Source organism: Archangium violaceum (assembly GCF_016887565.1).
In the GTDB taxonomy this organism is placed as follows: Bacteria; Myxococcota; Myxococcia; order Myxococcales; family Myxococcaceae; genus Archangium; species Archangium violaceum_B.
The window spans coordinates 6,718,519-6,733,904 of sequence record NZ_CP069396.1 but is presented as its reverse complement, the minus strand read 5'-3'; the positions used below and the strand labels follow the sequence as shown (position 1 = coordinate 6,733,904).

The window sequence follows — 15,386 nt, the reverse complement described above, 5'->3', positions numbered from 1 at the left end:
CCCCGAGGACTCCCATGACGCACGGCAAGGAACCCGAAGACGACTTCGATCCGCTACTCGGTGAAGAGCCGGGGCGGGAGGGTTCCCGCCCGGGGTTCGTGCCGGAGTTCGTGCGCAAGGTGGCCGTGGCGGGCCTGGGCGCCCTCTTCATGACGGAGGAGGGCATCCGCTCGCTGGCCGGCCAGCTCAAGCTGCCCAAGGAGATGCTCGGCTACATCCTCGGGCAGGCGGAGAAGACGAAGGACGAGGTGGGCCGCGTCGTCTCCGAGGAGGTCCGGCGCTTCCTCCAGTCGGAGAAGCTGCGCGACGAGCTCCTCAAGCTGGTGTCCGGGATGACCATCGAGGTGAAGGCGCAGATCCGCCTGGTGCCTCCCGAGGACCGCGACGAGGAGGAGCAGGAGGAGGCCCCTCGGCGGACCAAGGTGGTCGTCACCGAGCTGAACACGCGCCGCGGCGGCAAGAAGGCTTCCGCCAAGAAGGAGTGACGGCGTGGAAGGCGAGGGCGGCCAGCGGCGCAACTGGCGCCAGCATCCCCTGGCGAAGCGGTTGCCATTCCTGTTGCTGGCGGCGTTGGGCATCTGGCTGTGGAAGGGCTCGAACGTGCCCGAGCGCGAGCTGGTGTGGCGGCTGGTGGGCCCCGGCTGGAGTGAGATCCGGACCGTCGAGTTCCAGGTGAAGGACGCGGACGGCGAGGTGGTGAAGCGCCAGGTGCACTCCTTCCAGGCGGGCCCGCCGGACTCCGTCACCGAGAAGACGTCGCTTGCCTCGGGGACGTACGAGGTGTGGGTGTTCGCTCGGGGTGAAAGTGGACCTTCCCGGCCCCCCCGTGTGGAGCGGTTGACACTGGGAGACGAAGACGTGCGCATCGAGCGCGGGCTCCGAGTACCCGAGGGTCGTTGACCGGTAGGAGGGCCAGGGCTATAGCGCCGCCCGGTTCCTCGTTTACCGATTTACCGAGCAAGGGGTCTCGAACGCCATGGCAACGGAGCACATCATCGTCGTCGGCGCAGGGCAGATGGGGTCGGGCATCGCCCAGGTGGCGCTGCAGGCGGGCCTGCGGGTCACTCTGGTGGATGTCTCGAAGGAGGGGCTCGCCAAGGGCGCCGAGCGCATCAAGGCCGGTCTGAAGAAGCTGGTGGAGAAGGGCAAGCTGGACGAGGCCCGCCTGAAGGCCGCGGACACCAACCTGGCCACCGCCACCAGCGCCACCGAGGTGAAGGACGTCGACCTCGCCATCGAGGCCGTGACGGAGAACGAGGACCTCAAGCGCCGCATCTTCGTGGAGCTCGACGGCGTGGTGAAGCCGGGCGGCATCCTCGCCACCAACACCTCGTCCATCCCCATCACGCGGATCGCCGCGGCGACGAAGCGCCCCGAGAACGTGATCGGCATGCACTTCATGAACCCCGTGCCGCTGATGCAGCTGGTGGAGCTGATCCGCGGCGCGGCGACGTCGGACGCGACCTACCAGACGACTCGGGCGCTCGCGGAGAAGATGGGGAAGACCACGGTGGTGTCCAAGGACTTCCCGGGCTTCATCGTGAACCGCATCCTGATTCCGATGCTCAACGAGGCCTGCTTCGCGCTGATGGAGGGCCTGGGGACGGCGGAGGACATCGACACGGCGATGAAGCTGGGGACGAACCAGCCCATGGGCCCGCTGCAACTGGCGGACTTCATCGGCCTGGACACGGTGCTCTACATCGCCGAGGTGCTCCACAAGGGCCTGGGCGACGACAAGTACCGCCCGAGCCCGCTGCTGCGGCAGTACGTGGACGCCGGTTGGTACGGCAAGAAGAGTGGCCGCGGTTTCTACAAGTATTGAGCGCAGGCACACGTACCCTCACCCCGACCCTCTCCCGAAGGGAGAGGGAGGAGTGCCAACCCCCTCTCCCACCGGGAGAGGGCGGGGGTGAGGGTATCCGTCACCGTCTTCCCACCCCGAGGATCCCCACATGGCTTACGAGAACATCCGGCTCGAGATCGAGGAGGCAATCGCCGTCCTCACCATCGACCGTCCCAAGGCGCTCAACGCCCTCAACAGCAAGACGCTCCAGGAGCTGGAGTCCGCGTTCAACTCCCTGCCCACCACCGTCCGAGCCCTCATCATCACGGGGGGTGGAGACAAGGCGTTCGTGGCGGGCGCGGACATCGCGGAGATGGCCTCCATCAGCTCGGCGCAGGCGCGCGAGTTCGCCGCGCTCGGCCACCGCGCCTTCCAGACGCTGGAGCAGCTCCCCATCCCGACCATCGCCGCGGTGAACGGCTTCGCGCTCGGCGGCGGATGTGAGCTGGCCCTGGCGTGCGATCTCATCTACGCCTCCGAGAAGGCGAAGCTGGGCCTGCCCGAGGTGAGCCTGGGCGTCATCCCCGGCTTCGGCGGCACGCAGCGCCTCACCCGCGTGGTGGGCAAGATGCGCGCGAAGGAGCTCATCTTCACGGGCGAGCGCCTGGACGCCGCCAAGGCGAAGGAGATCGGCCTGGTCCTCGAGGTGCTCCCGGCGGATCAGCTCCTGGCGCACTGCAAGGCGGTGGCGGCGAAGTTCCTCAAGAACGGGCCGCTCGCGGTATCGCAGGCCAAGCGGGTCATCGAGTTCGGCGCGGATCAGGATCTCCGGGCGGCCAACGAGCTGGAGCGCCAGGGCTTCGCGGTGCTCTTCGGCTCCGAGGACCAGAAGGAGGGCATGAAGGCCTTCCTCGAGAAGCGTCCGGCGGGCTTCACTGGCAAGTAGGCCGGGATGGGAGGGGCGGGACGAGCGCGTGCTGGCTAATGGGCGCGGCAACCAGCACTTGCCGGCCCCTCTTGCAACCGGTGTTCCCGATGATCCTGCCCCGTACTATGTACCTCTGCGCCCTTACCCCAGGAGTGCCATGAACTTCGAGCTGAGCGACATCCAGCGCGAGATCCAGCGGATGTGCCGCGAGTTCGCCTCGCGAGAGCTGACCCCCAATGCCCGCAAGTGGGACGAGACGCACCAGTGGCCCACCGATGCGGTGAAGAAGCTGGCCGAGCTGTCGCTGCTCGGCGTGGCCGTGCCGGAGCAGTACGGCGGCGCGGGGCTGGACAACGTCTGCTACGCGCTGGCCATGGAGGAGATCAGCCGCGGCTGCGCCTCCACCGGCGTCATCATGAGCGTGAACAACTCGCTCTACTGCGATCCGGTGATGAAGTTCGGCAACGAGGCGCAGAAGGCCGAGTTCCTCACGCCCTTCGCCCGGGGTGACAAGCTGGGCTGCTTCGGCCTCACGGAGCCCGAGGCGGGCAGCGACGCGGCCTCGCAGAAGACCACGGCCGTGCGCAAGGGTGACGAGTACATCATCAACGGCTCGAAGAACTGGATCACCAACGGCCCCAGGGCCGACGCCATCGTCCTGTTCACGATGACGAACAAGGAGGCGGGCAACAAGGGCATCTCCGCCTTCCTGGTGCCCACCAACACCCCGGGCTTCATCCGCGCCGAGCCGGACAAGAAGATGGGCATCAGCGCGGCGCACTCGTGCAGCATGTTCTTCGAGGACATGCGCGTGCCGGTCAGGAACCTCCTGGGCAAGGAGGGCGACGGCTTCAAGATCGCCATGAGCACGCTGGACGGCGGGCGCATCGGCATTGCCTCGCAGGCGCTGGGCATCGCCCGCGCGGCCTTCGAGGAGGCGGTGCGCTACTCGGGCGAGCGCAAGACGTTCGGCAAGGCCATCCGCGAGCACCAGGCCATCCAGTTCATGATCGCCGACATGGCCACGGAGATCGACGCGGCCCGGCTGCTGGTGCTGCGCGCGGCGCTGCTCAAGGACAAGGGCGTTCGCCACTCCACCGAGAGCGCGATGGCCAAGGTGTACGCCAGCGAAATGGCCAGCCGTGTGGCCAACAAGGCCCTGCAGGTGCATGGCGGCATGGGCTACTCCAAGGAAATGGACGCCGAGCGCCACGTGCGCGACGCGCGCATCACGGAGATCTACGAGGGGACGAGCGAGATCCAACGCATCGTCATCTCGGCCAACCTGTTGAAGGATTGAAGGAGTAAGGCCGTATGAAGCGCTCCCTGTTCGCGGTGGTGGTGCTCGGGGCGGGCTTGGCGTTCGCGCAAGGCTCGTCCGGGAAGCAAGGTTCGTCCGCCAAGAGCGGCTCGTCCGCCAAGGCAACGACTCCGGACCCTGGCGCCGCCCCCGCGCAGGAGAAGAAGACGACGGCCGCGCCGGCGCGTCCTCCGCCTCCGGACATCAACCGCATGCCCTTCACCCCGGACACCATCCGCGAGGTGATGCAGTACCACTCGCGCGACATCCAGGACTGCTACGAGGAGATCCTCGCGACCAAGGGCAGCAACGTGGAGGAGGGCCGCATCCTGACGACCTTCACGATCACCCCGGACGGCTTCGTGCGCAACGCGAAGGTGGCCAAGTCGGGCACGACGCTGAAGAACACGCGTCTGCACGAGTGCGTGGTGAACGTCATCTCCAGCATCACGTTCCCGCCGACGCCGGACAAGCGCGAGTACCCCATCGAGTATCCGTTCAACCTCAAGGCCCTCAAGTAGGACCCGCCCCGTGAACCTCGAGCTCACCGAGACGCAGACGCTCATCCGCGACACCGCGCGCAAGTTCGCCCGCGAGCGGGTGGCTCCCCAGGCCCGCCGCTTCGACAAGGAGGAGTATTTCCCCACCGAGCTCTTCAAGGAGCTGGCCTCCCTGGGACTCATGGGGGTGAACATCCCCTCCCAGTACGGCGGCGCCGAGGCGGGGGTCGTCTCCTATTCGCTGGCGATGATGGAGATGGCGGCGGCGTGTGCGTCCACCTCGGTGGCCATGGCCGTGACGAACATGTGCGCCGAGCTCATCCAGAAGTTCGGCACCGACGCGCAGCGCGAGAAGTACGTCACGCGCCTGACGTCGGGCGAGGCGGTGGTGGGCTCGTTCGCGCTCTCCGAGGCGCACGCGGGCTCGGATCCGCGCGCCATGCGCACCACGGCCGTGCGGCGCGGGGACAAGTGGGTCCTCAACGGCAGCAAGCAGTGGATCACCTCCGGCGCCTACGCGGGGGTGATGGTGGTCTGGGCGCTGACGGGAGGGCAGGGGAACAAGGGCATCTCCGCCTTCATCGTGGAGGGTGGGACGCGGGGCCTCATCGTCGGCAAGCATGAGGACAAGATGGGCCTGCGCTCGTCCAACACCGTGGGCCTCACGTTCGAGGACATGGAGATCCCCGCGGAGAACCTCCTGGGCAAGGAGGGCGACGGCTTCAAGCTGGCGATGATCGCGCTGGACGGTGGGCGCATCGGCATCGCCTCGCAGGCGTGTGGCGTGGCGCGGGCGGCGCTGGAGGCCTCCATCCGGTACGCGAAGGACCGCAAGGCCTTCGGGCAGCCCATCGGCGAGTTCCAGGCGCTGCGCTTCATGCTGGCCAACATGGCCACCGAGCTGCAGGCGGCGGAGCTGCTGACGCTCCGGGCCGCGTACCTCAAGGAGGAGGGCAAGCCGTTCACCCGCGAGGCCTCGATGGCGAAGCTGTACGCCAGTGAGATGTCCAACCGCGTGGTGGACAAGGCGGTGCAGATCCACGGCGGGTACGGCTACATCGACGAGTTCCCGGTGGAGCGCTACTTCCGCGACGCCCGCGTGCAGACCATCTACGAGGGCACCAGCGAGGTGCAGCGCCTGGTGATCGCCCGCGAGACGTTCAAGCTGCTCGACTGACCGCCCGCCCCCCTGGCCGAGGTCCCACGGACCCGGGCGCCCCTCGTGCTCCGGGGTGATGGCGCGGGCCGGGAGGGGTTATCAACTTTCCATCCGCGGCAGACCGACCCCCGGAACCCCGGAGCGCCTGCCTGCCGGACGAGGGCCCTGGACCATGGGGGGTGTTCTCCCACCTGGGGCCGCATTATCAGGACTGTGAACAAGGATCCCGTGCTCGCTTGACTGCCGGTGTAACCGGTGTCTAGGGTGCGCGGCTTCGACTCAGCCCCATTGTGGGACTGGATCGCGCGCCACTCGTAGCTCCCCGCGAGTGGCTGTCGTCAACAACCGGGGGCAGTTGTACCAGTTAGGATTCCCAATCTCATGCAGCAGAATGTGAACCAGCAGATCGGAGATGTCGGCGACGAGGATTTTGCCGCGATGTTCGAGGCCTCGCTCAAGGAGCGTGGCGGTGAAGGCATCCTCAAGGAAGGCGAGATCGTCAAGGGCACCGTGGTGCAGGTGACCAAGGACTACGCCATCGTCGACATCGGCTACAAGTCCGAGGGCCAGGTTCCGATCTCCGAGTTCACCAGCCCTCGCGGCGAGGTCTCCGTCAAGGCGGGCGACCCTGTCGAGGTCCTCCTGGAGAGCCGCGAGAACGATACCGGCATGGTCGTCCTCTCCAAGGAGAAGGCCGACAAGATGCGCATCTGGGACGAGATCAGCGCCGCGTGCGAGCGCGATGAGATCGTCAAGGGCACCATCGTGGGCCGCGTGAAGGGTGGCCTCTCCGTCGACATCGGCGTGAAGGCGTTCCTGCCCGGCAGCCAGGTGGATATCCGCCCGGTGCGCAACCTCGACCAGTACATCTCGAAGGAATTCGAGTTCAAGGTCATCAAGTTCAACAAGAAGCGCGGCAACATCGTGCTCTCCCGCCGCGTGCTGCTCGAGAAGCAGCGCGAGGAGATGAAGAAGGAGACCCTCAAGAATCTCAAGGAGGGTGCGGTCCTCAAGGGCGTGGTCAAGAACCTCACCGACTACGGCGCCTTCATCGACCTCGGCGGTATCGACGGCCTGCTGCACATCACCGACATGTCGTGGGGCCGCATCGGTCACCCCTCCGAGATGTTCAACGTCGGTGACGAAGTGCGCGTGGTCGTCCTCAAGTTCGACCCGACGCAGGAGCGCGTCAGCCTGGGCCTCAAGCAGATCCAGGAGGATCCGTGGCACCGCGCCGACGAGAAGTACCCGGTCGGCACCCGCGTGCGCGGCAAGGTCGTGTCCATCACGGACTACGGCGCGTTCATCGAGATCGAGCAGGGCGTCGAGGGTCTGGTGCACGTGTCCGAGATGTCCTGGACCAAGCGCCTCAAGCACCCGAGCAAGATGCTGGAGGTGGGCCAGGAGGTCGAGGCGGTGGTGCTCGACATCGATCCGAAGGCCAAGCGCATCGCGCTGGGCATGAAGCAGATCGAGCAGAACCCCTGGACGCTGCTCGAGGACAAGTACCCGATCGGCTCGGTCATCAAGGGTCAGATCCGCAACGTCACCGACTTCGGCGTGTTCGTCGGCGTCGAGGAGGGCGTGGACGGCCTGGTGCACGTGTCCGACATCTCGTGGACCCAGCGCATCAAGCACCCGGGCGAGATGTTCAAGAAGGGCGACGAGGTCGAGGCGGTGGTGCTCAACATCGACGTCGAGAACGAGCGCTTCAGCCTGGGCATCAAGCAGCTCCAGCCGGATCCCTGGGACACCCTGTCCGAGCGCACGCCCGTGGGCAGCCGCGTGAAGGGCAAGGTCACCAAGGTGACGGACTTCGGCGCCTTCGTGGAGATCGAGCCCGGCATCGAGGGCCTCGTGCACGTCTCCGAGCTGAAGGAGGAGCGCGTCGAGAACCCGCGTGACGTGGTGAACGAGGGCCAGGATGTCGAGGTGAAGATCATCGACATCAACACGCAGGACCGGAAGGTGGCCCTGTCGATGAAGGCCCTGATCGGCGAGGGTGACGACTACCGCGAGTACCTGCGCCGCCAGGCGGAGGGCTCGAAGGCGCGCCTCGGCGACGTGATGGCGAGCAAGCTGAAGAAGTAATCAGCGAGTCGACTCTCACGAGAGAGACACAAGGCGGCCGGGTTCCCGAGAGGGAATCCGGCCGTCTGTTTTTCGAAGTACTCCCTCTTCCTTCCCAACGTTGGAACCCGAGTCCATCCGATACCCTCACCCCGTCCCTCTCCCAGAGGGAGAGGGTCCAACCTGGTTCCTCACCGTGGATGCCCCCTCTCCCTCTGGGAGAGGGCTGGGGTGAGGGTATGAAGCCCGGTGCTCGATGCCCGCGCCCAATTGACTCCGCGTCCCGCCGGGTATTAGCCCTTGGTCCCCCAACCACCCGTGCGGAAGGACGTGCAGTGCACGAATCCAAGCGATACCTCCGGCCAATCTCCGTCCACCTGCTCATGGGCTCGCTGCTGGCCCTGAGCGCCTGCGAGAAGAATCCCTTCGAGCAGGTCGATCCGCCCGGGAGGGCGAACGTCGCGGCCGGGCAGGCGCAAGGCATCGCGGGTGAGCCCCTGAGCTTCGGGTGCATCGCGAGGGATCCGAGCCGGCTGGATCTCACGTACGCCTTCGACTGGGGAGACACGGATGGGCCCATCAACCCGAGCGAGCCCACGGGGGGGTGGACGGAGCCGCTGGCGGATGGGCGGATGGGCGAACAGGAGCACGTCTTCGAGAAACCCGGCAGCTACGCGGTGCGCTGCGTGGCGCGCAACACGGGCGATGTGGTGGGCGATTGGTCCGAGCCCTTCACGGTCACCATCTCGCCGCGGCCCCGGTTCACGCTGACCACGAGCGTGGAAGGGGAGGGCACAGTGCGCAGCAGCCCGGAGGGCATCGACTGCGGGACGCGCTGCGAAGTGGTGTTCGAGGCGGGCACACCGCTCACGCTGACGGCGACTCCCGCGCCGGGGTGGTCCCTCGTGGGCTGGACGGGGAAGTGCGAGGGCGCGGAGCCGCGGATCTCGCTCGTGCTCTCCGCGGAGGCCTCGTGCACGGCCCGGTTCGCGAGAGACCCGCTGTCCTACACGTTCCGTATGACGCTCGAGGGCGAGGGAAGGGTGACGAGCACTCCGGCCGGACTGTCCTGCACCGGTGACTGCACCGAGACCCTGACCGGAGGCACCGTGAGCCTGAAGGCCGAGGCGGCCGAGGGGTGGAAATTCGAGCGGTGGGGTGGTGCCTGCACGGGCACGGCCGAGACGACCCAGGTCACGCTCGATGTGCCGCTCGAGTGCACGGCGCGCTTCGTGCCCATCGTCCGCTTCGAGCAGAGCTGGCAGCGCACGGGGACGAGCGGGCCCCGCTCCACGGTGTGGAGTCCGGACGGGACGCGGATCGCGGCGGCCCTGGGCGACGTCGGCACCGTGGCCCTCTGGGACGCGGGCAGCGGAGCGCTCCTGCGGATGCTACCCGCCCACCCGTCCGACGTGCGGGCGGTGGCCTGGAGCCCGGATGGCACGCAGCTCGCCACGGGAGGAGGGGACGGGTTCATCCGCTTCTGGAATTCCTCCACGGGCGAGCTGATCCGCAAGGTGGACGGGCCGGGCACGGGCGTGCGCTCCCTGGCCTGGAGTCCGGATGGCACCCGGCTGGCCAGCGTCGATGCGCTCCGGTGGCGCATCCAGAACCTCTCCACGGACAAGTTCGCGCGGGGCGAGGAGTCGAGGCTCGATCGGATCCAGTGGAGCCCGGACGGCACGCGGCTGGCGTTCGAGAACTGGGGCGGGCCCGAGAACCAGAGCACCTGGAAGGGCGTCTATTTCCGCGATCCCGACGGCGAGTCGCTCGGGCTCGTGCAGGGCCGTGGCTTCACGTGGGGTCCCCTGGGTGACCAGTTCGCGCTCGATACGCACTACGGCAAGCTCCAGCTCTACCAGGTGCGCGATGGCACGTGGCTGCGCCAGTTGTCGAGCACGCAGTCCTCCTACGAGACGAACCAGGTGGCGGCGTGGAGCCCGGATGGCCAGTCCATCGCGGCGGGCGATGAGACGCGGCTCCTCGTCGTGGATCCCAACACGGACAAGGTGCTGGGCGGCCCCGTGCAGATGCCTCGGGGCACCACGGAGCTTGCCTTCCATCCGAGCCGCGCGTCGCTGGCCGTCACCGAGCCGGGTGGGATCTCCGTGCTCGCCACACCCGGACTCACGGTGGAGCGCACGCTCGAGCGCTACCAGTTCCGCCCGCTCATGGCCGCCTGGAGCCCCGACGCCAGGACGCTGGCCACCGTCAGCGAGGACGGGCGCATCTGGCTCTGGAACGCCCAGGGCCAGTGGCTGCGGACGCTGTCCGGGAGCGCGAAGGTGACCGCGATGGGCTGGGACTCGTCGAGCACCTGGATCGCCAGCGGCTACGAGGACGGCACCTTGAACTACTGGCGCGCCGAGGATGGCTCGGTGTCCGCGCGCACGTGGAACCTCGGGGAGCCGGTGAGCCGCATTGCCTGGAGCCCGATGAACGTCGCCCTCGCGGCGGGCAGCACGCAGGGTCGCGTGATGGTGTGGAATCCCACGTCAACGGAACCGGGGATCTCGTTCGTCGCCCACCAGTCGTCCACCATCCGAGCACTCGCCTGGCGGCCCATCGCCGACGGGAAGATGTTCCTGCTCACGGGGGGAGAGAACCGGGAGGCCTCCCTCTGGAACTCGGTCACCGGCGAGCACGTGTGGAGCTCCCCGCTGGAGAAGGAGGCGGTGGGTGCCGTCGCCTGGAGACCGGACGGGAAGGTGATGGTCACGGCCGGAGGCAATGGGGCCGGCGAATGGCCCGTGCGGTTGTGGGATTTCACCACCCGGGAGCCGCTCGGTACGCTCGCGGGGCGGGCCTCCCCCCTCACGTGGCTCGCCTGGTCGGGCGACGGGGAGCTGCTCGCGGGCACCCGTCAGGATGGCTCCGTCGAGATGTGGAACATGCGCTCCCGCACGCGCATCGCCTCGTTCGCCGGGGTCCACCCGGGAGGGGCGCGGAGCGTGTCCTGGGACATCAACTTCGGTGAGTATCTGACCTCCTGCGGCGCGGACTCCCGGATCGTGACGTGGCGCGTCATGCGTTGATTCCGGCTGATCCTCGGAGCGAGAAGCTCTTCTCTCGTTCCAGTGGACGCTCCGGCCCGGGAGCGGGCAAGGAGGCTTGACCCTCCCACAAGGCGTGGTGATAAGGGCCCTCCCGGGGGTTATCCAAAGTCATCCCCAGCACCCCAAGGAGGCAGTTCATGGCTCGTGAAGTGGTCATCGTGGGCGCGGCGCGTACCCCCATCGGGGCCTTCCAGGGCGCATTGTCCAAGCTGACGGCGCCGCAGCTCGGCGCCATCGCCATCAAGGCGGCGCTGGAGCGTGCGGGAGTCTCCCCGGACAAGGTCAATGAGACCATCATGGGCTGCGTGCTGCAGGCTGGCGTGGGCCAGGCTCCGGCGCGTCAGGCCGCCATCTACGCCGGCGTTCCCGACAGCGTTCCGGCCGTCACCATCAACAAGGTCTGTGGCTCGGGTCTCAAGGCGGTCATCGCTGGCGCCCAGGCCATCGCGCTCGGTGACGCCGAGGTGGTGGTCGTCGGCGGCATGGAGTCCATGAGCAACACGCCCTACGTCAGCCACACCATGCGTGGCGGCGCCCGCATGGGCAACGTGGAGTTCAAGGACGCGATGATCCTCGACGGCCTGTGGGATCCCTACGGCAACGTCCACATGGGCAACTGCGCCGAGGAGTGCTCCACCAGCCAGGGCATCAGCCGCGCCAACCAGGACGAGTACGCCCTGGAGTCCACCAAGCGCGCCATCGAGGCCCAGAAGGCCGGCCTGTTCACCCGGGAGATCGTCCCGGTCACCGTGCCCGGCGGCAAGGGCGGGGACGTGGTGGTGAGCGAGGACGAGGGTCCCAAGAACGCCAAGCCGGAGAAGATTCCCACCCTCAAGCCCGTGTTCAAGAAGGACGGCACGGTGACGGCGGCCAACGCGTCCTCCATCAACGACGGCGCCGCGGCGCTGGTGCTGATGAGCGCCGAGCGCGCCAAGGCCGAGGGCCGCACCATCCTGGGCCGCATCACCGGCTACGCCGGGGCTGCCCGCAAGCCGGTGGAGTTCACCATCGCTCCGGCCGACTCCATCAACAACCTGCTCAAGAAGACCGGGCACAAGACCACCGACGTGGACCTCTGGGAGATCAACGAGGCCTTCGCCGTGGTGGCCCTGGCCAACAACAAGCTGCTGGGCCTGGAGGCCTCGAAGGTGAACGTGCGCGGTGGCGCGGTGGTGCTCGGCCACCCGATCGGTGCCTCGGGCGCGCGCATCCTGGTGACGCTGCTGCACACGATGCAGGACCAGAACAAGAAGCGTGGCGTGGCGTCGCTGTGCATCGGCGGCGGCGAGGGCATCGCGCTGATGGTGGAGCGCTAGTCCAACGCGGGTGACGAACACTCCCTCTCCCCCTGGGAGAGGGGCGGGGTGAGGGTCGACCAGAAGGCCCTCGCCCCGTTCTCGTAGGAGGGGTTCATGAACAAGATCTTCGCGAGCGCGGACGAGGCCGTCCGCGACATCCCGGATGGCGCCACGCTGATGAGCGGCGGCTTCGGGCTGTGCGGTAACCCCGAGAACCTCATCGCGGCGCTGCACCGCAAGGGGACCAAGGGGCTGACCATCATCTCCAACAACTGCGGCACCACCGAGCTGGGCCTGGGCATCCTGCTCAAGGCCAACCAGGTGAAGAAGATCGTCGCCAGCTACGTGGGCGAGAACAAGGTCTTCGAGCAGCAGATGCTCTCCGGGCAGCTCGAGGTGGAGCTCAACCCGCAGGGCACGCTGGCCGAGCGCATCCGCGCCGGTGGCTGCGGCATCGCGGGCTTCTTCACACCGTCGGGCGCGGGCACCGAGCTCACCAAGGGCAAGGAGACGCGGATGATCGACGGGCGGCTGCACGTGCTGGAGACGCCGCTCAAGGCGGACTTCACCATCGTGCGCGCCTGGAAGGCGGACACCTGGGGCAACCTGGTGTTCCGCAAGACGGCCCGCAACTTCTCGCCCATGATGTGCATGGCGGGAAAGATCACCATCGTCGAGGCCGAGCACATCGTGCCCGCCGGTGAGATCGACCCGGATCAGGTGCACCTGCCCGGCATCTTCGTGCAGCGCATCATCCAGGCGAAGGATCTCCAGAAGTGGATCGAGCGCCGCACCGTGCAGAAGAAGGCTTGAGAGGACGCCATGCCCCTGACCCGTGAGCAGATTGCCCAGCGCATCGCCCAGGAGCTGCGCGATGGCTATTACGTGAACCTCGGAATCGGCATCCCCACGCTGGTTGCCAACTACATTCCGAAGGGCATCGACATCATGTTGCAGTCGGAGAACGGCATCCTCGGCATGGGCCCCTGGCCCATGGAAGGCGAGGAGGATCCGGATCTCATCAACGCCGGCAAGGAGACGGTGACCGTGGTCAAGGGCGCCGCCTTCTTCGACTCGGCGCTGTCCTTCGGGATGATCCGCGGCGGCCACGTGGACCTGGCCGTGCTCGGCGCCATGGAGGTCAGCGAGGAGGGTGACCTGGCCAACTGGATGATCCCCGGCAAGATGGTGAAGGGGCCCGGTGGCGCCATGGACCTCGCGGTGGGCGCCAAGCGCGTCTTCGTGACCATGGAGCACGTCAACAAGGAGGGGAAGCCGAAGATCCTCAAGAAGTGCTCCCTGCCCATTACCGGCCTCAAGTGCGTCAACCACATCGTCACCGAGTACGCCCTGCTGGACGTGACTCCCGAGGGCCTCGTGCTGCGCGAGCTGGCCCCCGGTGTGACCGTGGAGCAGGTGCAGGCCATCACCGAGCCCAAGCTCAAGATCGCCCCCAACGTGCGTGAGATGAGCATCTGAGCCGCTCCGCCGGCTCTTCGTCGTACCCGCCGCGGTTCCGTCTCCCGGGACCGCGGCGGAATACCCGCGCCGGAGCGGAGGTCGAATAAGGATGGCGCTCGCACCGGGTCGCCAGCTCTCCTGTTTCCCCATGCTTCCGGATACCCCCATTGAATTGACCATCGAGCGCCTCGGGCAGCTCGGCGAGGGAGTGGGCTCCTACCAGGGCCGCACCGTCTTCGTGCCCGGCACCTTCCCCGGCGAACGGGTCCGCGTGCGTCTGGAGCAGGAGGGCAAGGTGGTGCGCGGCCACCTGCTGGGTGACGTGGTGGCCCCGAGCCCCGACCGGAGGCTCTCCCCCTGCGCCCTGAGCGCCCGGTGTGGCGGGTGCGACTGGCTGGAGCTGTCCGAGTCCGCCCAGCGCGCCGCGAAGCAGGAGATCGTCCTCTCCGCCCTGGAGCACCTGGGCCGGCTGAAGCGGGACGCCTTCGCGGTGCGGCCCCTGCTGATCGCCCCGAGGGACTTCGGCTACCGGCGGCGCGCGGTGCTGCACTTCCTCAAGGACGAGCTGGTCTACTTCGGACGGCGCAGCCATGACCGGGTGCCGGTGGTCGAGTGCCCCGCGCTGGTGGAGTCGCTCGCCGGGCTGCCCGGGAAGCTGGCGCCGCTGCTCAAGCCGGTGTCCCGGGACGCGGAGGAGCTGCACCTGCTCGCCGAGGGCGACAAGGCGGCCTTCGCGGTGATGCTCAAGGGCCAGGTGACGCCCCGTCACGTGGAGGCGTGCGAGACGGCGGTGCGCAAGCTGCGCCTGGAGGGCGCGGTGCTGGTGCCGAAGGAGGGCTCGCCGCGGTTCATCGGCAAGCCGGTGCTGCGCTCGCTGTCGCCGCTGCGTCCGGAGGTGCCGCTGTACCTGCGTCCCGATGCCTTCTCCCAGGCCCATGCCGAGGCCAACGTGGGGCTGGTGACGTCCGCCCTATACGAGCTGGCCCCGCGCGAGACGGACTCGGTGCTGGAGCTTTACTCGGGCAATGGCAACTTCACGTTCCCCATCGCCGCGAGCGCCGCCTCGGTGCTGGGCGTGGAGTCCTCCCCGGCGTCGGTGGACTCGGCGCAGCGCAGTGCCCGCGAGGGTGGGGTGACCAACGTGCGCTTCGTCCAGGGCGATGCCCGGAAGGTGTGCGAGGGACTCATCCGCGAGGGCAAGCGGTTCGATCTGGCGCTGGCGGATCCTCCGCGGACCGGGGCGCCGGGGCTCGCCCGGTGGCTGAAGACGCTCGGGGTGCGGCGGGTGGTGTATGTGGCGTGCGATCCGGGCTCGTTGGCGCGGGATGCGGCGGGTCTGGTGGAAGCTGGCTATAAGCCGCTGGCGCTCCAGGTGGTGGACATGTTCCCCCAGACGCACCACGTGGAGTCCGTGATGTCTTTCGAGCTGCCCGCGTAAGCCGCCGGCGGCACACAGGAGTCTGTTTTGGAGATCTTCAAGGAGTTCACCTTCGAGGCGGCCCATCGCCTCCCCAACGTCCCCCCGGGGCACAAGTGCGCCCGGTTGCACGGCCACTCCTACCGCGTGACCCTCCATGTCCAGGGTCCCGTGGGCTCCGACTCGGGGTGGGTGATGGACTTCGCCGACCTCACCGAGGCCTTCAAGCCCATCCAGGCTCAGCTCGATCACTACTACCTCAACGAGATCGAAGGGCTGTCCAACCCCACCAGCGAGAACCTGGCCCGGTGGATCTGGCAGCGTGTGCGGCCTCGTCTGCCTCAACTGAGTCAGGTGATGGTGCGGGAGACCTGCACCTCGGGTTGTATCTACCGCGGCGAGGACAGCTGA

Annotated in this window: 14 protein-coding genes; all 14 read left to right on the top strand. The window is 67.7% G+C overall.

The window, feature by feature from the left end; genetic code table 11:
• Nucleotides 1-14: 14 nt before the first annotated feature.
• The gene (locus tag JRI60_RS27090) at nucleotides 15-485 is read left to right on the top strand and encodes a hypothetical protein (protein WP_204218774.1); all 471 of its coding nucleotides are present in this window, start codon (nucleotides 15-17) and stop codon (nucleotides 483-485) included.
• 4 nt (nucleotides 486-489) lie between these two features.
• Nucleotides 490-900, top strand: coding sequence for a hypothetical protein (locus JRI60_RS27085; protein ID WP_204218773.1), 411 nt, complete (start codon nucleotides 490-492; stop codon nucleotides 898-900).
• Between the two features lie 76 nt (nucleotides 901-976).
• Nucleotides 977-1,825, top strand: coding sequence for a 3-hydroxyacyl-CoA dehydrogenase family protein (locus JRI60_RS27080; protein WP_204218772.1), 849 nt, complete (start codon nucleotides 977-979; stop codon nucleotides 1,823-1,825).
• 130 nt (nucleotides 1,826-1,955) lie between these two features.
• Complete coding sequence (locus JRI60_RS27075; RefSeq protein ID WP_204218771.1) at nucleotides 1,956-2,732, top strand: enoyl-CoA hydratase/isomerase family protein; 777 nt, start codon at nucleotides 1,956-1,958, stop codon at nucleotides 2,730-2,732.
• Nucleotides 2,733-2,871: 139 nt separating this feature from the next.
• The gene (locus JRI60_RS27070; RefSeq protein WP_204218770.1) at nucleotides 2,872-4,014 is read left to right on the top strand and encodes an acyl-CoA dehydrogenase family protein; all 1,143 of its coding nucleotides are present in this window, start codon (nucleotides 2,872-2,874) and stop codon (nucleotides 4,012-4,014) included.
• Nucleotides 4,015-4,028: 14 nt separating this feature from the next.
• On the top strand, nucleotides 4,029-4,535 hold the full coding sequence (locus tag JRI60_RS27065; RefSeq protein ID WP_204218769.1) for an AgmX/PglI C-terminal domain-containing protein: 507 nt from the start codon (nucleotides 4,029-4,031) through the stop codon (nucleotides 4,533-4,535).
• A gap of 10 nt (nucleotides 4,536-4,545) precedes the next feature.
• Nucleotides 4,546-5,691, top strand: coding sequence for an acyl-CoA dehydrogenase family protein (locus JRI60_RS27060; protein ID WP_204218768.1), 1,146 nt, complete (start codon nucleotides 4,546-4,548; stop codon nucleotides 5,689-5,691).
• 363 nt (nucleotides 5,692-6,054) lie between these two features.
• Nucleotides 6,055-7,764 (top strand): 30S ribosomal protein S1, encoded by a 1,710-nt coding sequence (locus tag JRI60_RS27055; protein WP_204218767.1) that lies wholly within the window; start codon nucleotides 6,055-6,057, stop codon nucleotides 7,762-7,764.
• A gap of 314 nt (nucleotides 7,765-8,078) precedes the next feature.
• Nucleotides 8,079-10,778 carry an InlB B-repeat-containing protein gene (locus JRI60_RS27050; RefSeq protein WP_204218766.1) on the top strand — a complete coding sequence of 900 codons (2,700 nt, stop codon included), beginning with the start codon at nucleotides 8,079-8,081 and terminating at the stop codon, nucleotides 10,776-10,778.
• A gap of 158 nt (nucleotides 10,779-10,936) precedes the next feature.
• Nucleotides 10,937-12,115: a thiolase family protein gene (locus JRI60_RS27045; RefSeq protein WP_204218765.1), complete on the top strand. Its 1,179-nt coding sequence runs from the start codon at nucleotides 10,937-10,939 to the stop codon at nucleotides 12,113-12,115.
• Nucleotides 12,116-12,211: 96 nt separating this feature from the next.
• Nucleotides 12,212-12,910 carry a CoA transferase subunit A gene (locus JRI60_RS27040; protein ID WP_204218764.1) on the top strand — a complete coding sequence of 233 codons (699 nt, stop codon included), beginning with the start codon at nucleotides 12,212-12,214 and terminating at the stop codon, nucleotides 12,908-12,910.
• Nucleotides 12,911-12,919: 9 nt separating this feature from the next.
• Nucleotides 12,920-13,576 carry a CoA transferase subunit B gene (locus JRI60_RS27035; RefSeq protein ID WP_204218763.1) on the top strand — a complete coding sequence of 219 codons (657 nt, stop codon included), beginning with the start codon at nucleotides 12,920-12,922 and terminating at the stop codon, nucleotides 13,574-13,576.
• Nucleotides 13,577-13,706: 130 nt separating this feature from the next.
• Entirely contained in the window at nucleotides 13,707-14,996 is a 1,290-nt protein-coding gene (locus JRI60_RS27030) for a class I SAM-dependent RNA methyltransferase (RefSeq protein WP_204218762.1), read from the top strand.
• A 27-nt stretch (nucleotides 14,997-15,023) separates the two neighbouring features.
• A complete protein-coding gene (gene queD, locus JRI60_RS27025) occupies nucleotides 15,024-15,386 on the top strand; it encodes a 6-carboxytetrahydropterin synthase QueD (protein ID WP_204218761.1) in 363 nt (120 codons plus the stop codon).